The organism is Nocardia halotolerans (genome assembly GCF_042650145.1).
GTDB classification, from domain to species: domain Bacteria; phylum Actinomycetota; class Actinomycetes; order Mycobacteriales; family Mycobacteriaceae; genus Nocardia; species Nocardia halotolerans.
Map to the genome: position 1 here is coordinate 1,286,625 of NZ_JBHSDL010000014.1, position 25,696 is coordinate 1,312,320.

The window sequence follows — 25,696 nt, forward strand, 5'->3', positions numbered from 1 at the left end:
TCGGCCAGGTAGGCCGGATCACGATGACCATCAGGCTTGGCGACAACCAGACGCGCACCCACCTGCAACGGCCAGAAGAACTCCCACACCGACACATCGAAAGTCGCAGGCGTCTTCTGCAACACCACATCGGCCCCGGACAGACCGTACTGCTCCTGCATCCACACCAAACGATTCACGATCGCCCCGTGACTCACCGCCACACCCTTCGGACGACCCGTCGAACCCGACGTGAAGATCACGTAAGCGGTGTTCGACGGACGCAGCGGCGCAGTGCGTTGCGCGTCGGTGATCCGGTCGTCGGCGTAGCCCACCAGGTCGAGCAGGTCGATGCGGACCTGGGCGGTGTCGATCTCGAGGTCGGTGCCCGAGGTGAGCACGCAGACCGGGTCCGCGGTCGCCAGAATGTATTCGGTGCGCTCGGCCGGGTGATCCGGGTCCAGTGGCACATAGGCGCCACCGGCCACGCTCACCGCGTACATGCCGATCACCAGGTCCAGCGAGCGCCGCATACCAAGGGCCACATAGGTTTCCGGGCCGACACCGCGATCGATCAGCCAGCGCGCGAGGCGGTAGACCCGCTGGGCGAACTCGGCGTAGGACAGTTCGGTGCCCTCGAAGCTCAGCGCGGTGGCCTGCGGGGTGGCCGCCAGCTGCGCCTCGAACATCGAGACGAGGGTGGCCTGCTGGTCCACCTCGTGCGCGGTGGCGTTCCAGGCGCGCACCACCAATTCGCGTTCGGTGGCGTCGAGCAGTTCGATATCGCCCACGGCCACGGCGGGGTCGGCGGTGATGGTGGTGAGCACCCGGACCAGGCGGTCGGCGATGCGGTGCACGGTGGTGGCGTCGAACAGGTCGCTCAGGTAGCCGGCGCGGATGCGCAGCTGGGTGTCGAGCTGAGCGATCAGCGACAGCGGGTAGTGGGTGGCGTCGGCGGCCTCGAGCCCGGTGACGGCCATGCCGTCGATGTCGGCGGCCTGGGCCTTGATGCCCTCGGCGTCGACCGGGTAGGACTCGAAGACCACCAGCGAGTCGAACAGCCCGCTGATGCCGACCGTCGACTGGATCTCGGCCAGGCCGATGTAGTGGTGGTCGAGCAGGTCGGCCTGCTCGCCCTGGGTGCGGGTGAGCACCTCGCGCACCGATTCGGCGGCGTCGAAACGCACCCGCACCGGCACGGTGTTGATGAACAGGCCGACCATCGACTCCACACCGGCCAGCTGCGCCGGGCGCCCGGACACGGTGGTGCCGAACAGCACGTCCTCGCGGCCGGTCATCCGGCCGAGCACGATCGACCAGCCGACCTGCAGCACCGTGTTCGGGGTGACACCGAGCTCGGCGGCCAGGGCGACGAGGCGGGCCGTGGTCGGCTCGTCCAGGTCGAAGAAGTACTCCTGCGAGAGCGCGGCGATCTCGCGGCTCGCGTCGGGGCGGGCGAGCAGGGTCGGTTCGGTGACCCCGCGCAGCGCATTCGACCAGGCCGCGACCGAGGCCGAATGATCCTGCTGGGCGACCCATTCCAGGAAGTGCCGGTAGGAGCGCGCCGCGGGCAGCGCGCTGGCGTCACCGTGCAGGGCGTAGAGGGCCAGCAGGTCGCGCATGATCAGCGGCGTCGACCAGCCGTCGAGCAGGATGTGGTGGTTCGAGACCGCGAAGCGCCATTCGTGCTCGGCGATCCGGATGAGGGTGAACCGGATGAGCGGCGGTTCGGCCAGGTCGAAGCGGGCGTTGCGGTCGGCTTCGACGAGGTCTGCGTATTCGGCTGATTCCGTGCGGTCGTGTTCGGTCCAGGCCACGCGGGTGGTGTCGAGGACGATCTGGACCGCGTTGCCGTCGTGGTCGGTGACGAAGGCGGTGCGCAGGGTCTCGTGCCGGTCGAGCAGGGCCTGGGCGGCCGCGCGCAGACGGGTGGCGTCGACATGGCCCGTCAGCGTCAGGACCGCCTGGGCGGTGTAGACGTCGACCGAGGAAGCGGCCAGGCGGGCGTGGAAGAACAGACCGGCCTGCAGCGCGGCCAGCGGCCACACCTGGGTCAGTTCCGGGTAGCGCCGCTCCCAGCGGTCGATGTCGCGCTGGGTGGAGCGCACGAGCGCGAAGTCCGACGGTGTATGACCACCGGCCTCGGACGAATTGGCGTGCCGGGCAACGGCTTCCAGTGCGGTGACCCACAGGTCGGCGAACTCGCGGACCTCGTCGGCGCCGAGCAGGGTGCTCGGGTAACCGATATTGGCGCTGAGCTTGTCGCCGACGACGATCGCGTTGACGTCCAGGGGCGCCATCGCGGGCATGTCGGCGTCGTAGGCGCCGCCCAGGTCAGCCAGCTCGGGCGCGGGGATCCAGCCGAAGCCACGCAGGCCCTCGGGCACGTCACCCTCGGCGATCCGGCCGAGGTAGTTGAAGCTGATCTGGCCGGGCAGCTCGGTGGGCAGCTCGGCGGCGGTCTCGGCATTCAGGTACCGCAGCAGGCCGTAACCGATGCCCTTGTCGGGCACGGCCAGCAGCTGCTCCTTGACGGCCTTCACGGCCTGTCCCAGTGCCGGTCCACCGGCGAGGGCGGCATCGAGGTCGATGCCGGCCAGGTCGAGGCGGACCGGGAAGATCGCGGTGAACCAGCCGACGGTGCGCGACAGGTCGGCGCCGGGCACGACCTCTTCCTCGCGGCCGTGGCCTTCGAGGCGTACGAGCAGCGCGTCGTTGTCCGCACGCGAGGCGCCCGTGCCGTTGGTGAGCGCGGTGCCCGCGCCGGTGGTACGGGTCGACCGCCACTTCGCGGCGGCCAGCGCCAGGGCGGTGAGCAGGCCGTCGTTGACGCCGCCGTGGAACAGTGCGGGCACGGTGGTGAGCAGGGCCTTGGTGACCTCGGCGGAGACCTCGACCGGCAGCTTCTCGATCACACCGGACACGTCGAGGGCCGGGTTCATCGGCCGCTCGGTGAGCAGCGGATCCGGGGTGTCGACGACCTCGCGCCAGAAGTCGAGTTCGGCGGTGCGTTCGGGGTTGCGCGCCTCGTCGGCCAGGGCGTGCGCCCAGGCCCGCATGGAAGTGGCCGGGGCCACCAGCTGCGGTTCTTGTCCTGCGGACAACTGTCCCCAAGCGGACACGAAGTCGGGGACCAGGATGCGCCAGGAGACACCGTCGACCACGAGGTGGTGGGCGACCACGATCAGCCGGCCCGCGCGCTCGGTGGCGGCCTGGCCCGCCGGGACGGAGCCGGCAGTCGGCGCGGTGTCCGGCGACGCGTGGGTGTCGGCGTCGGGCAAGGAGACCGCCGGGACCACAGCGCTGCTCGGCTCGAGCCACACGAAGCGCACGACGACACCGGCCGCCGGGTCGAGCCGGTCCAGGCCGGCATCCAGTGCGGCGGCGGCGATGTCGAGCAGTTCTTCGTCGGACACCGACGGATCGAAGGTGGTGTGGTCGATCAGCGAGTCGGCGTCGACGGTGCCCGCGGGCGCGGTGGTGACCACCCAGCGACCGTCGACCTGGTGCAGGCGCGAACGCAGCATGTCGTGGCGGTCGATGACCGCGCCGACGGTGGCCGCGATACCGGCCCGGTCGATCCCGGCCGGCAGTTCCAGCGCCATGGTCTGGTTGAACCGGTCGAAGGAACCCGACCGCTCGGCCATGAACCGCACCACCGGGGTCAGCGGCATCTCACCGACGCCGCCACCGGGCAGTTCCGCCAAGGTGATCGCGGAAGCCGCTGCCACATCGGCGGTTTCGGCGACCGCGGCCAGACCGGCGACGGTGCGCTGTTCGAAGACCTGGCGCGGGGTGAACAGCACGCCGCGTGCCTTGGCCCGGGACACGAGCTGGATGGAGACGATCGAGTCGCCGCCGAGAGCGAAGAACGAGTCGTCGACACCCACGCGCTCCACGCCGAGCACCTCGGCGAACACCTCGGCGATGGTCTGCTCGACGGTGTTGCGCGCGGCCCGGAAGCTGACCTCGGTGGCGAAGACCGGCTCGGGCAGCGCCTTGCGGTCGAGCTTGCCGACCGGAGTCAGCGGCACCCGGTCGATCACCATGATCGAGGAGGGCACCATGTAGGCGGGCAGGCGATCCTCGACATGAGCGGTGAGGGCGGCCACGTCGATCGAACGACCCGGTCGTGCAACCACATACGCGACCAGCGACACCGCACCCGCGGCGCTCTTGTGCCCGACGGTGGTGGCGAAGTCGACGGTCTCGTGCGCGGCGAGGGCGGCGTCGATCTCACCCAGTTCGATGCGGAAGCCACGGATCTTCACCTGGAAGTCGGAGCGCCCGACGTATTCGACCGTGCGATCCGCGGTCCAGCGGACCACGTCGCCGGTGCGGTACATCCGCTCCCCCGGCAGGAACGGGTCGGCGACGAACCGGTCGGCGGTCAGGCCGGGACGGGCGTGGTAGCCGCGGGCCAGCTGGATGCCAGACAGATACAGCTCACCCGCGACACCCACCGGGACGGGCTGGAGCTGGGCGTCCAGGATCAGCGAGCGCATACCGCGGGTGGGGCCACCGATGGTGACCGGTTCGCCCGGCAGCAGCGCGTCGCTGATGTTGGTCATGATCGTGGTCTCGGTCGGACCGTAACCGTTGTGGAAGGCACGAGTAGTGCCGTCGGCCAACGGAACCGCCCACTTCGACACCAGATCGGCCGGTACCGCTTCACCACCGGCGACCAGTACCCGCAGCGAGTCCAGCCCGCTCGGATCGAAGGTCGCCAGGGCGGCGGGGGTGATGAACGCGTGCGTCACCCGCTCGCCGCGGATCAGTTCGGACAGTTCGTCGCCGCCGTACACACCCGGCGGGACGACGACCAGCGCGCCACCGCGGGCCAGGGCCAGCAGCAGCTCGAGGATCGACGCGTCGAACGACGGCGACGCGAAATGCAGTGCGCGCGCGGACGAGTCGAGGTGGTAGCGCCGTGCCTGTTCCTCACCGAAGTTGGCGAGACCGGCGTGGGTGACCACGACGCCCTTGGGCACACCGGTGGAACCGGAGGTGTAGATGACGTAGGCGGGCTGCTCGGTGGTGGTGGCCCGCACCAGCTCGTCGTCGGCGATCGGGGCACCGTCGAAGCGATCGAGGTCGAGCTCGTCGAGCACCAGCCAACCGGCCGCGGCCGAGTCACCGGAGTTCTGCGCACCGGCGCCGGACGCCGGTGCGGCAGCGGAGGTGATGTCGGGCAACCCGCTGCGCACCGACGCGACGGTGATGCCGAGCGGTGAACCGGAATCGGTGACCATGTGGGCGATGCGGTCAGCCGGGTAGGTCGGGTCGACCGGGACGAAGGCGGCGCCGGTCTTGGCGACCGCCCACGCGGCCAGTACCGAGTCGGCCGAGCGCGGGACACCGATCGCGACGAGGTCTTCGGCGCCGATCCCCTCGGCGATCAGCAAGCGCGCCAAACGGTTCGAGCGCTCGTCGAGCTCGGCGTACGACAGCGTGGCGAACCGGTCCGGCGCGGGGCGGTGCCCGGTCGGGTGGGCCACAGCTGTCCCCTGGAACACCACGGCATCGCCGGTCGGGTTCTGGGCGACGGCGTCGGCGAGCAGGGTGCGCAGGGTGCGGGCGGGAACCGGGGGCGCACCGACGCGGAACACCAGGTCGCCTCGTTCGGCGGCGTCGAGCACGTCGATGGCGCCCACGGTCACCGCGGCGTCTGCGGCGATCGCCTCGAGCACGCGCTCCCAGCGGGTCGCGATGGTGTCGACCGTGGCCTCGTCGAACAGTTCGGTGGCGTAGTTCAGTGACAACGCCATCCCGCTGTTGCCGGGCTCGCCCAGCTCCGACAGCGTGAACTGCAGGTCGAAGCGGGCCACGTTCTCGTCGAGGTCGAGCGCCGACACGGCCAGGCCGGGCAGTTCCAGAGTGGTGCGGTCCAGGTTCTGGAAGGCCAGCATCACCTGGAACAGCGGGTTGCGCGACTGCGAGCGTTCGGGTGCGAGCAGTTCCACCAGGCGCTCGAACGGCACATCTGCGTTGCCGTAGGCGTCGAGGTCGGTCTTACGGGCCTGCTCGAGCAGGTCGGTGAACGACTCGGCCGGGCGCACACCGGTGCGCAGCACCAGGGTGTTGACGAACATGCCGACCAGCTCGTCGAGCGCCTGCTCGCCACGACCGGCGATGGGGGTGCCGATGGCGATGTCGTCCGAACCCGACAGGCGGGCCAGCAGTACCGCCAGGGCGGTGTGCATGACCATGAACAGCGACGCGCCCTGGCGGCGGGCCACGTCGTCGAGCCGGGCGATCAGTTCCGGCGACAGCTCGCGGTGCACCGCCGCGCCGCGCAGCGAGGCGATGGCCGGTCGAGGCCGGTCGAAGGGCAGGGTCAGCTCGTCGGGCACACCGGCGAGCTGACGCTGCCAGTAGCCGACCTGGCGCGCCATCAGCGACTCGGCGTCGTCCTCGGTGCCCAGCACCGCGCGCTGCCAGATCGCGAAGTCGGCGTACTGCACCGGCAGCGGCGCCCAGCCGGGAGCGGTGCCCTGGGCGCGCGCGGTGTAGGCCAGCATCACGTCGCGGGTCAGCGGCGCGATGGAGAAGCCGTCGGCGGCGATGTGATGTACGACCACGACCAGCACGTGCTCGGCTCGACCGGGCGTCGCGGACTCGCTCGCGGCGTCGTCGGCGGTGGCCACCCGGAACAGCCGGGCGCGCAGCGGAACTTCTTCGGCCACATCGAAACCGGTGGAGACGAATTCGGTGACGGTGTCGAACAGCTCGTGCTGCGCGACCGTGACCGGGCGCAGGTCCAGCGACATGCGTTCGGCCGCGACGATCTGCTGGAACGGGGTGCCGCCGTGTTCGGGGTAGCGGGTGCGCAGCGATTCGTGCCTGCGCACCAGGTCGGCGAGCGCCAGCGACAGTGCCTCGGTGTCGAGTTCGCCGGTGAGGCGGATGGCGACGGGCAGGTTGTAGGCCGCGGAGGTGGTGTCGTACTTGTTGAGGAACCACATCCGCTGCTGGGCGAACGACAGCGGAACCAGCTCGCCCTCGGCGCGCTCACGGGCGACCAGGGCGGCGCGGGCGGTGCCACCGGTGTGCGATTCCACCCGTGCCGCGAGGGCTTCCACGGTGGAGGCTTCGAACAGGGCACGCACCGGCACCGTGGCGCCGAGGGCCGCGCCGATGCGGGCGACCACGCGGGTGGCGATGAGCGAGTTGCCGCCGAGGTCGAAGAAGTCGTCGTCGACGCCGACCCGGTCCAGGCCGAGTACGTCACCGAAGACCGCGGCCACGGCTTCCTGCACCGGGGTGACCGGGGCGCGGAAGGCGCGGGCCTGCACCGCGGGAGCGGGCAGGGCGCGGCGGTCCAGCTTGCCGTTGACGGTCAGCGGGATCCATTCCAGGCGCACGAGCGCGGCCGGGACCATGTAGGCGGGCAGCTGTTCGGCGGCACCGCTGCGGATGGTCTCGAGATCGGGCTCGAGCTCGCCCTCGGCGACCACGTAGGCGACGATCCGCTGGTCACCCGGCTGGTCCTCGCGCACGATGACCGCGGCCTGGGCGATGCCTGGCTGGGCGAGCACGGCCGCTTCGATCTCACCGAGTTCGATGCGGAAACCGCGGACCTTCACCTGGTCGTCGGCGCGACCCAGGTACTCGAGCTCACCGAAACGGTTCCAGCGCGCGAGGTCGCCGGAGCGGTACAGGCGCGAGCCACCCTGGTTCGGGCCGGCCAGCGGGTTGGCGACGAAGCGGGTGGCGCTCAGATCGGGGCGCCCGAGGTAGCCGCGCGCCAACTGCGGTCCGGCGACATACATTTCGCCCGCGACACCCACCGGCACCGGCCGCAACCGGTTGTCGAGCACGTACACGCCCAGGCCCGCGATGGCCCGGCCCACGACCGAACCCGCCGCGGCGGCAATGGTTTTCGCGTCCAAGGCCCGGAACGACACGTGCACCGTGGTCTCGGTGATGCCGTACATGTTGACCAGCGTCGGCGAGCTGTCACCGTGGCGCGCGACCCAATCCGAGAGGCGCCGCAGTTCCAGCGCCTCACCGCCGAACACCACGTAACGCAACGCCAGCGGCTCGAGGCCCGGTCCGGCGTTCCGCTCGGCCTCGGCGAGCTGGTAGAACGCCGACGGCGTCTGGTTGAGCACCGTCACCTGCTCCACCCGCAGCAGTTCCAGGAACTGCTCGGGCGAACGCGAGGTGTAGTAGTCGACCACGATCAGCGAGCCACCGAACAGCAGCGGGCCCCACAGTTCCCACACCGAGAAGTCGAAGGCGTAGGAGTGGAACAGCGTCCACACATCGCGCGGGCCGAAGCCGAAGTCGCGATCGGTGTTGGCGAACAGGCGCACCACATTGCGGTGCGCGACCGCGACACCCTTGGGGCGACCGGTCGAACCGGAGGTGTAGATGACGTAGGCGACGTTGTCCGGCGACAGCGGCGCGAGCCGGTCGGCGTCGGTGATCGTCGCGTCGTCGGCGTCTTCGACATTGCCGGTTTCCACGGCGAATCCGTCGAGCACCACCGAGGGCAGGTGCTCGGGCACCGTCACCTGGACGGTGGAATCGAGCACGACGCTGGTGGGATGGGAGTCCTCGAGCACGTACGCGATGCGCTCGGCCGGGTACGTCGGGTCCACCGGTACATAACCGGCACCGGTCTTGACCACCGCGAGCAACGCGACGATCAGATCCAGCGAACGCGGCAGGATCACCGCGACCAGTGCCTCCGGGCCCGCACCGTCGTCGATGAGCCTGCGCGCCAGCACATTCGCGCGGCGATCGAGCTCGGCGTAGGTGAGCGATTCGACACCGAACTTGGCGGCGATGCGGTCCGGGTAGGCCGCGGCCGCGGCGTCGAACAGGTCGACCAGGGTGGTGTGGCGGTTGCCGAACAGACCCCGGCGGTACCCCGCGGGAGTGCTGGCGTCGTGGATCACCGGCAGCGCCAGGGCATCGGTGCCCGAGGACACCCAGCGCTGGGCGACATCGCGCTGTTCGGCCTCGCCGAGCAGGTCGATGTCACCGACGATCACGTCGGGGTTCTCGGCGACGCTGCGCAGGATGCGCACCAGGCGGTCACCGAAGGCGGCGACGGTCTCGGCGTCGAACAGATCGGTGGCGTAGTTCCAGGACATGGCCAGCGAACCGTCGGCGGCCTCGCCCACGGTGAGCTGCACATCGAATTTGGCTGTGCCCGGGTCGAAGTCGACGACGTCGAGGTCCAGGCCGGGCAGCGCGACGGTGCCGGTGTCGGCGGCGGTGGCCGCTTCGAAGGTCAGCGCCACCTGGAACAGCGGGTGGTGCGCCTGCGAACGGGTGGGGCTGAGCACCTCCACCAGCCGTTCGAACGGCACGTCGGCATTGGCGAAGGCACCCAGGTCCACCTTGCGGACCTGCTCGAGCAGGTCGCCGAAGCGCCCGCCCAGGTCGACCTCGCTGCGCAGCACCAGGGTGTTGACGAACATGCCGACCAGGTCGTCGAGCGTGCGCTCGCCCCGACCGGCGATCGGGGTACCGATCGCGATGTCGGTGCTGTTGGACAGGCGCGCGGCCCAGGTGGCCAGGGCCGCGTGCACCACCATGAACAGCGTGACGCCACGAGCGCGGGCGATCTCGGTGAGCGCGCTGTGCAATGGCGCGTCGACCGAGAACCGGTACAGGTCACCGGCATTGGTGGCGATCTCGGGGCGCGGGCGGTCGGCGGGCAGCTCCAGTTGATCGGGCAGATCGCGCAGCTGTTCGGTCCAGTAACCGAGCTGGCTCGCCGCGACCGACTCGGGGTCGGACTCCTCGCCGAGCACCTCACGCTGCCACAGCGTGTAGTCGGCGTACTGCACCTCGAGCGGGGCCCAGGCGGGGATCTCGCCACGGGCGCGTTCGGTGTAGGCCACCACCACGTCGCGCAGCAGCGGACGCAGGGAGAAGCCGTCACCGCTGATGTGGTGCATGACCAGCACCGCCACATGGGTCCGCTCATCGACGCGCAGCAGATCGGCGCGGAACGGCACCTCGCGGGTGACGTCGAACTGCACGCCGGCCAGCTCCACCACGCGGGCGACCACGTCGGCGGCGGTCACCGAGTGCACGGGCAGCGCGAAGCGGACCTCGTCGGCGGGCAGGATCTGCTGGTAGCCGGCGCCTTCGGCCACGCCGTCACCGTCGGCCCCGTCGGAGACCGGGTAGAAGGTGCGCAGTGTCTCGTGCCGGGCGGTGACGTCGGCGATGGCGGCTTCCAGCGCCGCGACATCGAGGTCGCCGGTGAGCCGGATCGCCACCGGGATGTTGTTGACGGCGGTGCGATTGTCGAAGCGGTTGAGGAACCACATCCGCTGCTGCGCCTGCGACAGCGGCACCAGCTCGGGCCGCGGGCGCGGGGCCAGCGCAACGCGCCCGCCGCGACCGGTGGCGGTCTCCACGCGGGTGGCGAGCGCGGCCACGGTGGTGGCCTCGAACAGCGCGCGCAACGGCACCTGGGTGTCGAGCGCCTCCGACAGGCGCGCCGCGACCCGGGTGGCCACCAGCGAGTTGCCGCCGAGTTCGAAGAAGTCGTCGTCGAGGCCGACCTGGCCGACGCCGAGCACCTCGGCGAAGGTGGCCGCCACGATCTGCTGCACCGGCGTGACCGGGGCCTGGAAAGTGCGCGCGGCGAAGACCGGGGCGGGCAGCGCCTTGCGGTCGAGCTTGCCCGAAGCGTTGAGCGGGAAGGCGGTCAAGACCATGAACGCGGCGGGCACCATGTACACCGGCAGCTCGGTCGCGAGCGCGTCCTTCACCACGTCGGTGTCCACGGTCGCGCCGGTCTGCGGGATGACATAGGCCACCAGCTGGTCACCGGTGTGTTCGTCGGCGCGCACCACCACGACCGCCTGGGCGATCTGCGGCAGCGCGGTGAGCGCGGACTCGATCTCGCCGAGCTCGATGCGCAGACCGCGCAGCTTCACCTGGAAGTCGGTGCGGCCCAGATAGTTCAGTTCACCGTCGGGGTTCCAGATGACCAGGTCGCCGGTGCGGTACATGCGCTCGCCCGGGGTGAACGGGTCGGCGACGAAGCGGTCCATCGTCAGATCGGCGCGACCGACGTAACCGTGGGCCAGCTGTACGCCCGCGAGGTAGAGCTCACCCGCGACACCCACCGGCACCGGCCGCAGCCGTGAATCCAATACGTAGAGCCGGGTGTTGAACACCGGGGCGCCGATCGGCACGGTGTCGGTGTCGGCGTCGGTGACCTCGTGGTAGGTCACGTCGACCGCGGCCTCGGTGGGGCCGTAGAGGTTGTGCAGTGCGGCACCGGTCAGTTCGCGCAACCGCTGCGCGGTCGGGGCGGGCAGCGCCTCACCGGAGGCGAACACATTGCGCAGCGAGACACACTCGGCGGCAAGGGGTTCGGTGACGAAAACGGCCATCATCGACGGCACGAAGTGCACCGTGGTGACCTGCTCGGCCGCGATCAGCCGGGCCAGGTAGGCCGGGTCGCGGTGCCCGTCGGGCTTGGCGACCACGAGTCGCGCGCCGACCTGCAGCGGCCAGAAGAACTCCCACACCGACACGTCGAAGGTGGCCGGGGTCTTCTGCAGCACCACGTCGTCGGCGGCCAGGCCGTAGGCGGCGTGCATCCACACCAGGCGGTTGACGATCGCCGCGTGGCTCACCGCCACACCCTTGGGCCGGCCGGTGGAGCCGGAGGTGAAGATGACGTAGGCGGTGTTGCCCGAACGCAGCGGGCGGTGCCGGTCGGCGTCGGTGACCGGTTCGGTGGAGTGACCCGACAGGTCCAGCTCGTCGATGCGCACCTCGATGCCCGCGGCGGCGGGCAGGCTCTCGCCGGAGGTGAGCACGCACACCGGGCGCGCGGTCTCGAGGATGTGCTCGATGCGCTCGGCCGGGTGATCGGGGTCGAGCGGCACATAGGCGCCACCGGCCGCGGACACGGCGTACATGCCGACCAGCAGGTCGATCGAGCGCCGCATGCCCAGCGCCACATACGATTCCGGGCCCACCCCGGCGTCCTTGAGCCAGCGCGCCAGCTGCCGCACCCGGCCCGCGAACTCGGCGTAGGACAGACTTGTCCCCTCGAAAGTGAGGGCGGTCGCGTCCGGTGTCCGCGCTACCTGCGCCTCGAACAGCGCGTTGAGCGTGGCGGGGTCGTCGTCGCTCGGCGTGCTCAGGGCGGCGTCAACGGCGAATTCGGTGTCGTTCCACCGGTCCAGGACCAGGGTGCGTTCGGCCGCGTCGAGCAGTTCGATGTCACCGACGGCGACCGCGGGGTCGGCCACGATGTCGGTGAGCACCCGCAGCAGCCGGGCGCCGAAGGCCGTGGCGAACCCGGCGTCGAAGAGATCTGTGGCGTAGACGAGTTCGGCGTCGAGGTGGCTGTCGTCGTCGGCCGGGACCTCGCTGAGCGCGAGCTGCAGGTCGAACTTGGCCATGTGCTGGTCGATGCCCAGCTCCGAGACCGTCAGACCGGGCAGTTCCAGCGTGGTGCGGCCCAGGTTCTGGAACGAGAGCATCACCTGGAACAGCGGGTGCCGCGACTGCGAGCGCGCCGGGTTGAGCACCTCCACCAGGCGTTCGAACGGCACGTCGGCGTGGGCGAAGGCGGCCAGGTCCTGCTCGCGCACCTGTGCCAGCAGCTCGGTGAAGGATGCGCCCGGGTCGACCTGCGCCCGCAGCACCAGGGTGTTGACGAACATGCCGACCAGATCGTCGAGCGCCTGCTGACCACGACCGGCCACCGGGGTGCCGATGGCGATGTCCTCGGTGCCCGACAACCGCGCCAGCAGCACGGCGAAAGCACTGTGCACCACCATGAACAGGGTCGTGCTGTGTTCGTGGGCCACCCGGTTCAGGGCCTCGACCAGCTCGCCGGGCACCTCGAAGCGGTGGGTGCCCGCCTGATAGCTGGCCTGCGCGGGCCGCGACCGGTGCCCCAGCCGCAGCTCGTCGGGCAGCCCCGCCAGCGTGCCACGCCAGTGCTCGAGCTGCTCGGAGATCAGCGAGGTGGGATCGGTTTCCTCGCCCAGGGTTTCGCGCTGCCACAGCGCGTAGTCCACGTACTGCACGGCCAGCGGCGGCCAGCCCGGCTCCGCGTTGGCGGTGCGGGCCACGTAGGCGGTCATCAGGTCGCGCACCAGCGGGCGCAGCGAGAAGCCGTCGGCGGCGATGTGGTGGACCACCATCACCAGCACGTGCTCGCGTTCGCTGAGCTCGTAGACCCGCAGCCGCACCGGGGCGTTCGCGGTGACATCGAAGCCGCGGCGGGCGAACTCGTAGAGCGAGGCCGCCATGTCGGTCTCGTCGGCTTCGACGAGTTCCAGGTCGGGGATGGCTGCCGCGGCGGCCAGCACCTGCTGGAACGCGGTGCCGTCATGGGACGGGTAGACGGTGCGCAGCGACTCGTGGCGGGCGATCACGTCCGCCACCGCCCCGCGCAGGGCCGGGAAGTCGAGCAGACCTTGCAGTCGCACCGCGACCGGGATGTTGTAGGTGCCGGTATCGGCCAGATCGAAGCGGTTGAGGAACCACATCCGCTGCTGGGCCAGCGACAGCGGCGGGTGCTCGGGGCGCTGGCGCGCGGTGAGCTCGGCCCGCAGACCGGTTCCCGCGTGCGATTCCACCCGGGCGGCGAGCGCGCCGACGGTGGGCGCCTCGAACAGGGTGCGCACCCCGACCTCGGCGTCGAGCGCCTTGCTCAGGCGGGCGGCGACCTGCGTGGCCACCAGCGAGTTACCGCCGAGGGCGAAGAAGTCGTCGTCCACGCCCACCCGGTCCGCGCCGAGCAGGTCGGCGAAGATCTCGGCGACGATCTCCTCGATCGGCGTCGACGGCGCACGGAACACCTTCGCCTCGAACACCGGCGCCGGCAGCGCCGAGCGGGCGAGCTTGCCCGAAGCGTTCAGCGGGAAGGCATCAAGCACCACCAGGGCCGCGGGCACCATGTAGGCGGGCAGCTCGGCGGTGATGCCCGCCTTCACCGCCGCGATGTCGATGCTCGAATCCGGTTCGGGCACCAGGTAACCCACCAACTGGTCACCGGCGTGCGCGTCGGCGCGCACGACCACCACCGACTGCGCGACACCCGGCTGGGCCAGCAACGTGGCCTCGATCTCGCCGAGCTCGATCCGCAGGCCGCGCAGCTTCACCTGGAAGTCGGTGCGGCCCAGGTAGTTCAGTTCACCGTCACGAGTCCAGGTGACGAGGTCACCGGTGCGGTACATCCGCGAACCGGCCGGACCGTACGGGTTGGCGACGAAACGGTCGGCGGTGAGGTCGGCCCGGTTGAGGTAGCCGACGGCGAGCTGATCGCCGGCCAGATACAACTCACCCGCGACACCGGGGGCCACCGGGTGCAGACGCGAATCCAGCACGAACACCTTGGTGTTCCACACCGGGCGGCCGATCGGCACCGACTCCACATCGGTGTCGTCGACCTCGTGGTAGGTGACGTCGACCGCGGCTTCGGTGGGACCGTAGAGATTGTGCAGCCGGGCGCCGGTGAGCTCGCGCAACCGCTGCGCGGTGGGCGCGGGCAGCGCCTCACCCGAGGCGAACACCTGACGCATCCGCACCGCGTCACCATTGCCGTTGTTGCCCAGTGTGGACACGAACACCGACAGCATCGAGGGCACGAAGTGCGCGGTGGTGATGCCACGTTCGGCGATGATCTGGGACAGATACACCGGGTCGCGGTGACCGTCGGGCTTGGCGACCACCAGTCGGGCGCCGGTCTGCAAGGGCCAGAAGAACTCCCACACCGACACGTCGAAGGTGGCCGGGGTCTTCTGCAGCACCGCGTCGGCGGTGCCGATCGGGTACTCGTGCTGCATCCACAGCAGCCGGTTGACGATCGCGGCGTGATCGACCGCCACGCCCTTGGGGCGCCCGGTGGAACCGGAGGTGAAGATCACGTACGCGGTGTTGGTCTCGCGCAGCGGGCGCACCCGCTCGGCGTCGGTGATCGGGGCGCCGCTGAAATCGGCGGGCGCTTCGAGGTTCTCGACCGCGTGCACGGTCACCCCGTCGGCCTCGAACGCATCGCGGCGGCTGGTGAGCACCAGCCGTGGCTCGGCGGTGTCGAGGATGTGGCCGATGCGGTCGGCGGGCTGGTCCGGGTCCAGCGGCACATAGGCCGCACCGGCCTGCAGCACCGCGTACATGGCGACGACGAGCTCGGTGGAACGCCGGATCGCCAGCGCCACCTGCGCACCGGGGCCGATGCCGTCGGCGATCAGCCTGCGGGCGATGCGGTTGGCCCGCTCCTGCAGCTCCCGGTAGGTCAGCTCCTCGACCTCGAACACCAGCGCCACGGCATCGGGCGTGCGCGCGACCTGGGCGTCGAACAACGACACCAGGGTGGCCTCGGGCACCGCGTGAGCGGTGTCGTTCCAGTCGACGAGGACCTGCGCGTGCTCCTCGGGAGCCAGCAGGTCGATGTCACCGACGGCCACTTCGGGATCGGCGACGATCGCGGCGAAGATGTTGTCGAGCCTGCGGGCGAACGCCGCGACCGTCGACTCCTCGAAAAGGTCCAGCGCGTAGGAGAACTCGGCCGACATGCCGCCGACCTCACCATCGGAGTCCTGCACCTCGGTCAGCGTGAGCTGCAGGTCGAACTTGGCCAGCTGGGCGTCGTAGTCGATGCCGCTCACCGACAGGCCGGGCAGTTGCAGCGACGCCTGTTTGGTGTTCTGGAACGTCAGCATCACCTGGAACAGCGGGTGCCGCGCCTGTGAGCGGGCCGGGTTGAGCACCTCGACGAGGCGCTCGAACGGCACGTCGGCGTGCGCGAAGGCCTGTAGGTCGGTCTCGCGGGCCTGGTCGAGCAGGGTCGCGAACGGGGTGGCGCCCTCGACCTCGGTGCGCAGCACCAGGGTGTTGACGAACATGCCGACCAGGTCGTCGAGCGCCTGGTCACCACGACCGGCCACCGGGGTGCCGATGGCGATGTCGTCGGTACCGCTGGCCCGGGCCAGCAGCACGGCCAGCGCGCTGTGCATGACCATGAACAGCGAGGCGTTGTAGCGGCGGCCCAATTCGACCAGGGCGCGCTGGGTTTCGCTCGCGATGACGAAGCTGTAGGTGCCACCGCGGTAGGAGGCCATCGGCGGGCGCGGATGATCGGCGGGCAGCACCAGCTCGTCGGGCAGATCGGCGAGTTCTTCGGCCCAGTAACCGATCTCGGAGGAGATCAGCGAGTTCGGGTCGTCCTCGGAACCGAGCACCTCACGCTGCCACAGCGCGTAATCGGCGTACTGGACCGGCAATTCGGCCCAGCTCGGTGCCTCCCACGAGGTCCGCGCCGCATAGGCCATGATCACATCGCGCGACAGCGGCGCCATCGACCAACCGTCGGCGGAGATGTGGTGCACCACCATGCCGAGCACGTACTCGGTCTCCGAGATCTCGAAAAGCCTGGCGTGCAGCGGCACTTCGCTGGTCACGTCGAAAGCCATCGAGGCCAGGTCGATCAGATGATCGATGAGGTTTTCCTCGGTGACCCGGTACGGGGTGAGGTCGGGCACGATCTGCGCGGCATCGAGTACCACCTGCACCGGACCGCTACCGGAATCGGGGAACACGGTGCGCAGCGACTCGTGCCGGTCGATCACGTCGATGACGGCCACCTGCAGGGCGGCCACGTCGAGGTCGCCGGAGAGCCGGATCGCCACCGGAATGTTGTTGACCGCCGAGGCGGTGTCGAAGCGGTTGAGGAACCACATGCGCTGCTGCGCCAGTGACAGCGGCACCAGATCGGGTCGCTCGCGGGCCACCAGGGCCTTGTGCGCGCCGTCGCCTGCCTGGGACTCCACCCGGGCGGCCAGGGCCGCGACGGTGGAGGCCTCGAACAGCATGCGGACCGGGACCCGGGTGTCGAGCGCGATACCGACGCGCGAGACCACCTGGGTCGCGATCAGCGAGTTGCCGCCGAGTTCGAAGAAGTCGTCGTCGACACCGATGCGGGCCACCCCGAGCACGTCGGCGAAGATCTGGGCCACGATCTGCTCGATCGGCGTCGTCGGGGCACGGAACTCGCGCACCTCGAACACCGGGGCGGGCAGCGCACGACGGTCCAGCTTGCCGTTGACGGTCAGCGGAATGGCGTCGAGCTGCACGAACGCCGAGGGCACCATGTAGGCCGGGAGCTGATCGGCGGCGAAACGGCGGACCTCGTCGAGGTCGAGGCCGCCCTGTTCGGGAACCACGTAGGCCACGATCCGCTGGCCGCCCGGCTGGTCCTCGCGCACGATGACCGCGGCGTGGGTGATGCCGGGGTGGGCCAGGACGGCGCCTTCGATCTCCCCGAGTTCGATGCGGAAGCCACGAACCTTCACCTGATCGTCGGCGCGGCCGAGATATTCGAGTTCGCCGAAGCGGTTCCAGCGCGCGAGGTCACCGGAACGGTAGAGCCGCTGCCCGTCGCCCATCGGCCCCGCGACGAAGCGGGTGGCGGTCAGGTCGGGGCGCCCGAGGTAGCCGCGCGCCAATTGTGGCCCGGCCACATACATCTCACCCGCGACACCCACCGGAACCGGCCGCAGTCGCGAGTCGAGCACGTACACGCTCAGCCCGGCGATGGCGCGACCGACGATCGAACCCGAGGCCGCGGCGATGGTCTGCGCGTCCAGTGCCCGGTAGGACACGTGCACCGTGGTCTCGGTGATGCCGTACATGTTGACCAGCATCGGACCGGTGGCGTGCGGCCCGTGGCCGTCGCCGTGCCTGGCGACCCAGTCGCCGAGGCGGCGCAGCTCGAGCGCTTCGCCGCCGAACACGACATAGCGCAGCGCCAGCGGTTCCGCGCCGGGTCCGGCATTGCGGTCGGCCTCGGCCAGCTGGTAGAAGGCCGACGGCGTCTGGTTGAGCACCGTGACGCGTTCGGTCCGCAGCAGGTCGAGGAACTGTTCTGGCGAACGCGAGGTGAAGTAGTCGACCACGACGACGGTGCCGCCGAACAGCAACGGCCCCCACAGTTCCCACACCGAGAAGTCGAAGGCGTAGGAGTGGAACAGCGTCCACACATCGTCCGCGCCGAAACCGAAGTCGCGATCGGTGTTGGCGAACAGGCGCACCACATTGCGGTGCGCGACCGCGACGCCCTTGGGGCGACCGGTCGAACCGGAGGTGTAGATGACGTAGGCGACGTTGTCCGGCGACAGCGGTGCGAGCCGGTCGGCGTCGGTGACGGGTGTGGCGTCGACATCGTCGAAGTCGCCGAGCACCAGCACGGGCAGGCCGTCGGCCAGTTCGACCTCGGAGTCGGCGTCGATGACCACACTGGTCGGCCGCGAGTCCTCGAGCACGTAGGCGATGCGCTCGGCCGGGTACGTCGGGTCCACCGGCACATAACCGGCGCCGGTCTTGACCACCGCGAGCAACGCGACGACCAGATCCAGCGAACGCGGCAGGATCACCGCGACCAGCGACTCCGGGCCCGCACCGTCGGCGATCAGCTTGCGGGCCAAGGCATTCGCGCGCTGATCGAGCTCGACGTAGGTCAGCGACTCGTTGCCGTAGCGGGCGGCGACATGATCCGGATGCGCCGCGACGGCGGATTCGAACAGGTCGACCAGGGTGACCTCGCGGTCGGCGAAGCGGCCGGTGCCACCGTCGGGTGCGGAGCTGACCCACTCCTGGGCGACATCGAGACGTTCCTGTGCGCCGAGCAGATCGATATCGCCCACGGCGACGGCCGGGTCGACGGTGACGGCCCGCAGGATCGACAGCAACCGGTCGATGAACGACTGCACGGTCTCGGTGTCGAACAGGTCGGTGGCGAACTGCGCGACCGCGGCCAGACCCTGTGGTTCACCGACGCTGCTGTGCTGTTCGGTGATGGTCCACTGCAGGTCGAACTTGGCGATGTCGACCTCGAGCTCGTCGGCGCTGACCGTCAGGCCGGGCAGCTCCAGCTCACCGTGCGACATCTCCTGGAACGACAGCATCACCTGGAACAGCGGGTGCCGGGCCTGCGAGCGGGTGGGGTTGAGCACGTCGACGAGCCGCTCGAACGGCACGTCGGCATTGCCGAAGGAGGCCAGATCGGTGTCGCGGGTGCGGGTCAGGAACTCGGCGAACGACAGGCCGGGGTCGACATCGGAGCGCAGCACCAGGGTGTTGACGAACATGCCGATCAGGTCGTCGAGCGCCTGCTCGCCACGACCGGCGATCGGGGTGCCCACCGCGATGTCGCGGGTGTTGGACAGCCGCGACAGCAACACGGCCAGCGCGGCGTGCAGCACCATGAACAGGGTGACGCCCTGGGCACGGGCCAGTGCGGTCAGCTCGGCGTGCAGCTGCGGGTCGATGTCGAAGCCCAGTTGCGCGCCGCGGAAGCTCTGCTGCTGCGGGCGGATGCGGTCGGCGGGCAGGTCGAGCTGATCGGGCAGGCCGTCGAGGGCGCGGCGCCAGTGATCGATCTGGCGGGCGGCGATGGATTCGGGGTCGGACTCGGCGCCGAGCAGTTCGCGCTGCCACAGCGTGTAGTCGCGGTACTGCACCGGCAGCGGTGCCCAGTGCGGCGCCTCGCCCATGGTGCGGGAAAGGTAGGCGGTGGCGACGTCACGGGCCAGCGGGCCGAAGGAGAAACCGTCGGCGGCGATGTGGTGCACCACGAACGCGACCGCGTACTCCGGTGCGCCCGCGCCGGGACCGGCGGGCTCGGCGGCGGTAGCGGAGCGTGACCAAGCGGAGCCCTCGGGAGCGGCGCCGTTGGACGCAGCGGTTGCGCCGGTCACCTGGTAGATCCGCACGCGGATCGGCAGTTCCAGGGTGACGTCGAAACCGGTGGCGGCGAAGTCGAGCAGCTCGGCGCGCAGCAGCGACTGATCGATCGGGGTGACGGTGATGCCGAGGTCGAACTCGTCGGCGCCGAGCACGTGCTGGAAGCCGCCGTCGGCGTCGGGGAAGATCGTGCGCAGCGATTCCTGGCGCGCGACGACATCATCGAGGGCGGCGATGAGCGCCTCGACGTCGACCCGGCCCTTCATCCGCACCACGAACGGCAGGTTGTAGGTGGGCGCGGTGGGATCGAACTGGTTGATGAACCACATCCGCTGCTGGGCCAGCGACAGCGGCACCCGCTCGGGACGCGGCTGGGCCACCAGCGGCGGCCGGGACGAGACCTCGGCCGGCGCAACGGCTTCGGCGCGCGCGGCCAGCCCGGCGACGGTCGGGGTCTCGAACAGTGCGCGCACACCGAGCTGGATGCCGAAGGCGGCGCCGATGCGGGCGACGACCTGGGTGGCGACCAGCGAGTTGCCGCCGAGTTCGAAGAAGTTGTCGTCGGCGCCCACGCGCTCCTGGCTGAGCACGTCGGCGAAGATGCCGGCCACGATCTGCTCGGCGGCGGTGCGCGCGGCCCGGAATTCGCCCGCACCGGAGGTGAACACGGGCTCGGGCAGGGCCTTGCGGTCCAGCTTGCCCGAGGTGTTGAGCGGGAACGCGTCGAGCACCATGATCGACGCGGGCACCATGTAGGTGGGCAGCTTCTCGGCCACGAACCTGGTGAGCGTCGCCGGGTCGGCGGACTGGCCGGGGGCGGGCACGACGTAGGCCACCAGCTGCTGACCGGTGGCGGTGTCGACCACGAGCACCGCGGCCTGGCTGATGGTGGGGTGCGCGAGCAGGTCGGTTTCGATCTCGCCGAGCTCGATGCGCTGACCACGGAACTTCACCTGGAAGTCGGTGCGGCCGATGTACTCGAGTACGCCGTCCGGGTTCCAGCGCACCAGGTCGCCGGTGCGGTACATGCGCGCACCCGGGGCGCCGACCGGGTTGGCGACGAAGCGGTCGGAGGTGAGGTCGGGGCGGCCGCGGTAGCAGCGCGCCAGCTGACGGCCCGCCAGGTACAGCTCACCCGGGGCGCCGATCGCGGCGGGGCGCAGCCGCGAATCCAGTACGTAGACTTCGACATTCCACTCGGGGATACCGATCGGCACCTGGGTGGTGTCGGCTTCGGTGGCCTCCCAGTAGGTCACCGACACCGCGGCTTCGGTGGGACCGTACAGGTTGTGCAGACCGGCGTCGGAGATCGCGCGCAGACCGGCGGCGGTCTCGGGGGGCAGCGCCTCACCGATCACGAAAACCGCACGCAGCGAAGCGCACTGGGCCCGCGTGGCGTGGGAGACGAACACGGTGAGCATCGACGGGACGAAGTCGGTGACGGTGACGCCGTGGCGTTCGATCGTCTGCGCCACGTACAGCGGGTCACGGTGACCGTCGGGCGAGGCGATCACCAGTTTCGCACCGACCATCAGCGGCAGGAAATAACCCCACAGCGACACGTCGAAGGTGGTGGCGGTCTTCTGCAGGTAGACGTCGTCAGCGGTCAACCGGTACTCGTCGAGCATCCACAGCTCTTGGTTGACGATCGCGTGATGGGTGACCGCGACGCCCTTGGGGCGCCCGGTGGAACCCGAGGTGTAGATGACGTAGGCCGTGTTGTCCGGGCGCAGCGGAGCCAGGCGGTCGGCATCGGAGACAGGTGTGGCGTCGAAACCGGTGGTGTCGAGTCGATCCAGTTCCACCCGGGCCACGGTGCCGGGCAGATCCAGCTCGTCGCCGGTGGTGGTGAGCACGCAGACCGGTGCCGCGGATTCGAGGATGTAGGCGGTGCGGTCGGCCGGATGATCCGGGTCGATCGGCACGTAGGCGCCACCGGCCTTCAGCACCGCGTGCATGCCGACGACCAGGTCCAGCGAGCGGCGCATGCCGAGCGCGACCAACGATTCCGGGCCCACGCCGTCGGCGATCAGGAACCGGGCCAGCCGGTTCACCTCGGCGGAGAATTCGGCGTAGGTGAGGGTCTGGCCCTCGTAGTCCAGGGCGATGTTGTCCGGTGTGGCCGCGATCTGGGCGTCCAGCAGCGCGGGCAGCGTGGTCGCGGGGACCTCGTGCGCCGAATCGTTCCACTCGGTCAGCGACCGGCGCAGCTCCTGCTCACCGGTGACCGGCAACTGCCACACCGCCAGCTCGGCCTCGGCCGCGAGGAACCGGTCGAAGAACTCGAGGAAGCGAGCGTGATGAGTGCGCGCGTCGTCGGCCGAGTACAGGTTCGGGTTGGTCTCGAAGTCGATGTGGGAGCGGGTGCCGCCGTGGGACTGATAGAAGTTGACGCCCAGGTCTTCGATGCTGCCGGTGGACAGCACGTTGAGCGTGCCCTCCATGTCACCGAAGCGCAGCTGGTTGTCGAACAGCATGATGTTGACCCACGGACCGAAGAACTCCGTGGAAACCATGCCGTCGCCCGCCGAATCACGGCGGATGTCCTCGTGGCGGTAACGCTGGTGCCGCAGCGCGCCCGAGACCTCGGTGGTCACCGCGCGCAGCAACTGCGCCACGGTGGTGTCGTGGCCCACGCGCAGGCGCAGCGGCACGATGTTGGAGGTCGCGCCGCCGGAGCGACGCATCGTCGCGGTGGTGCGGGCGGTCACCGGCAGGCTGAGGATGACGTCCTCGGTGCCGGTGATCTGGGCCAGGTAGGCGGCGAAACCGGCGATCAGCAGCGGGGCGGCGGTGCTGTCGTGGCGGGCGATGGCCGCGGCGAGCAGGTCGTCGGTGGACTGGCTCAGCGCCGCGCTGGTGATGTCGTTGACCGGCGAGGGCGGCGCGGAGCGGCCGGTGAGGCTGCTGCCTTCCTCGAGCCCGGCCACACGCTCGGCCCAGTGCGCCTTGTCGGACCGGAAGCGGGTGCTGTCGCGGTAGGCGATCTCGGTCTCGTAGAGCGAGCGCAGATCGGCGGCCTTGTTCGGCGGGGCCGGCTCGCCGGTGACCTCGGCGGTGTAGAGCTGTGCCGTGCGATTGACGAAGTTGTTGGCGCCGAAACCGTCGAGCACGATGTGGTGCACGCGGGCATACCAGTACCAGCGTTCGTCCTCGAGCTGTAGCGCGGCGGCCTGCACCAGCCGGTCGCCCACGATGTCGAGCGGGCGGCTGTACTCCGCGCGCATCCACTCGGCGGCGGCGGCTTCGGGGTCGGCCTCGCCACGCAGGTCGACGTGGATCAGCGTCGCGTCCTGGGACGGGTCGACGGTCTGCATGGGTTCACCGTTGACCTCGACGATGCGCAACCAGCCCGATTCCAGGTCGGTGGCGGCGCCGGCGCTCGCGCGCTCGAGGGCGGCGACATCGAGGCGTCCGCGCAGGTCGACGTACTGGGCGATGTTGATCGGCACCAGCGGGTCGACGTGCTGCGCGTACCAGATACCCAGCTGTGCGGGCGAGAGCGGGAAGTACTCCGAAGAGTCTCCACGTCCGTCACCAGTTTCGCCGTTTCCGCCGAAATCCAGCCGGTCCAACCCAAACCTCGCTTCCGGAACACCTGGTCAGCGCTCCCCGACGACACCGGAACGCAGGCGCCTGCCAGAACTAGCGTGGCGCCTGCGTCTCGGGTTCAATTCTCGAAATCAATCAGGCAAAAATGTCTCTTTGGCACTATCTGTCGGTCCGGCCGATCTCGTTACATGGCTGAGACCATGTCCGTGACCGTTCGACCCGCCGCGCCGGTGTGCTCGTCGCAAACCATCGCACCAATCTACCGGTGCGTTCGCCCCGCAACCAACCACCTCCATAGCTGGGCGACATCGCCCCAGGTGAGGAAGTCGCGGCCAGTTTGCTGACGCCTGTACGCGTTCTCACATCGTTGCCGTGGCGACGGTGTAGCGCCGCAATTGAGGGATGGATCACACCGAACGGTCCGCTCTCAGCGCTAGGAACCCTGCCGAGCTCTGGCCGGGTCGTAGAGGTGGGATTGGGCGCAATCGATCGAAGCGGCCATCGCGCGCCCGACCAGCACGACCGCGGCCTGACGCAGCCCCGCCGCCTCCACCTGATCGGCGATATCGGTGAGCGTGCCACGCAGCACCAGCTGCTCGGGCTGGCTGGCCCGGTAGACCACCGCAACCGGGCAGTCGGCACCATATTCGGTGACCAGCTCCGCGGCCAGCACACGGATCCGGGTGATGGCCAGGTGCAGCACCAGCGTGGCACCGGTGGCGGCGAAGTTCGCGAGCGCTTCGCCGTCGGGCATCGCGGTGGAGCGGGCCTGGGTACGGGTGAGCACCACCGACTGCACCACCTCGGGGACGGTCAGCTCGGTGCCCAGGGTCGCCGCCGCCGCCGCGTAGGCGGGCACCCCCGGGGTGATGTCCCACGGCACCCCGCGCGCGTCGAGCCTGCGTGTCTGCTCGGTCAGCGCCGAATAGATGGACGGGTCGCCCGAACACAACCGGGCCACATCCCGGCCCGCGTGATGGGCGCGCTCGAGCTGTTCGATGATCTGATCCAGATTCAGGTGCTGGGTGTCGATCAGCTCTGTGCCGGGGGCGCAGTGGGCGAGGACCTCGGGGTCCAGATAGGTGCCTGCGTAGAGGCAGACCGGGCTTTCGCGCAGCAGGTGCACCGCACGCACCGTGAGCAGGTCGGCGGCGCCGGGGCCTGCCCCGATGAAGTGCACTGTCATGCGGGGAAGTCTAGGGACCACGGCTGTGCGCGTTTGTCGTGGCTCCGAGCTGGACTGGGCGTGGAGGCAGTAGGTTCTGTACCGGACGGGCGAGGCGAGCGAGGGGTGTGTGATGCGGGGTTCTGTGAGCAGTGTGGGGATCCGGGCGTGCGCGGTGGTGTTCGCGGCGGGCACACTGGCCGCTGGGTGCTCGGCCGACGCCATCGAGGGCAAGGCCACGGCGTCGGCGGACAGTTTCGCCCCGTCCCCGAGTTATCAGGATCCTTCGGAGCGGATACCCGGGGTCGTCAGCGCCGAGATCCCACCCGGCGTGCACGTGCTGCCCACCGAACGCGTCGCCTACCCGTCGATCCCGCCGATGGGCGGCCCCCACGATGCGCAGTGGGCCGACTGCACCGGGATCGTCTACGCGACCGCGCTGCGCACCGAGAACGCCGTGCATTCGCTGGAACACGGGGCGGTGTGGATAACCTACGACCCGGCGCGGGTGAGCGCGCGGGATCAGGCGACGTTGAGCGCGAAGGTGACCGGCAGGCCGTACACCCTGATGTCACCCCTGCCCGACATGGACCACCCGATCTCGTTGCAATCGTGGGGCCGTCAACTCAGCCTGGATACCGCCGACGACGAACGCATCGACCAGTTCATCATCGCGTTGCGCGAAAACCCCTACACCACCCCAGAAGTCGGCGCGACCTGCTCGTCTCCGCGCTTCGACCGCAACGATCCCCCGCCCTACGACCCGACGCCGCCGGGCCCGGACGCGGTACCGATGTCGGGCATTCGATAGCCGATCAGGCCGTCATATCGAAGTGGGCGATCACCTTGGTCGGGCGAACGCGCACAACGAGCTCGCCGGGGACACCGTTGCGCTTGCCGAACTCCTCGGCCTTGTCCGCGCCCATGTACCGAGCGGCGATCGCGGTCGCGGTACGCACCAGTTCGTCGGGGTCCTCGGACAGCGTCACCGTCCCCTGCACCTGGACCAGCGCGTACGGCGGCTCTTCCAGGTCCACACACAGCGCGGTCCGCGGGTCCCGCGCGAGCGCCCGGCCCTTCGCGGTCTCCTTACCGGTGTTGAAGACCAGCTCATCACCTTCGACGATGAACCACACCGGCGTCACCAGCGGACGCCCGTCGGCCGCGTCGAAGGCCACCTTGGCCGTTCGCGTGCCATCGGACAGAAATTCACGGACCTGCGGATCTGTGAGGGAAGCCATGGATTCAGCGTATGTCAACGAGATGTGCGCGCGGGCAACGATCGACCCGCCTGTCGAGAACCCGGGGTTGAGG

The 25,696-nt window shown here is 69.9% G+C and carries 4 protein-coding genes (1 of these 4 running past the window's edge); 1 reads left to right on the top strand and 3 read right to left on the bottom strand.

What is annotated here, in order from left to right; all coding sequences use genetic code 11:
• Both ACFO5K_RS16475 and cobM read right to left on the bottom strand, forming a co-directional pair.
• Positions 1-23,240: the 5' portion of a non-ribosomal peptide synthase/polyketide synthase gene (locus tag ACFO5K_RS16475; RefSeq protein WP_378562830.1), read on the bottom strand. 21,622 nt of this gene lie to the left of the window's left edge; the window shows 23,240 of its 44,862 coding nt (coding positions 1-23,240); its start codon is at positions 23,238-23,240; its stop codon lies off the left edge, out of view.
• Between the two features lie 410 nt (positions 23,241-23,650).
• Positions 23,651-24,403: a precorrin-4 C(11)-methyltransferase gene (gene cobM / locus ACFO5K_RS16480; RefSeq protein WP_378562833.1), complete on the bottom strand. Its 753-nt coding sequence runs from the start codon at positions 24,401-24,403 to the stop codon at positions 23,651-23,653.
• Positions 24,404-24,527: 124 nt separating this feature from the next.
• Between cobM and ACFO5K_RS16485 the strand changes: the two genes are divergently transcribed.
• Positions 24,528-25,193, top strand: coding sequence for a DUF3105 domain-containing protein (locus tag ACFO5K_RS16485; RefSeq protein WP_378562836.1), 666 nt, complete (start codon positions 24,528-24,530; stop codon positions 25,191-25,193).
• A gap of 4 nt (positions 25,194-25,197) precedes the next feature.
• Here the strand turns inward: ACFO5K_RS16485 and ACFO5K_RS16490 are convergent, their stop codons facing one another.
• Entirely contained in the window at positions 25,198-25,623 is a 426-nt protein-coding gene (locus tag ACFO5K_RS16490; protein ID WP_378562838.1) for a PPOX class F420-dependent oxidoreductase, read from the bottom strand.
• Between the last annotated feature and the right edge of the window lie 73 nt (positions 25,624-25,696).

Bases quoted from the DNA above. Each gene is read 5' to 3' on its own strand.
- ACFO5K_RS16490 (WP_378562838.1), bottom strand. From the start codon at position 25,623: ATGGCTTCCCTCACAGATCCGCAGGTCCGTGAATTTCTGTCCGATGGC.
- cobM (WP_378562833.1), bottom strand. From the start codon at position 24,403: ATGACAGTGCACTTCATCGGGGCAGGCCCCGGCGCCGCCGACCTGCTC.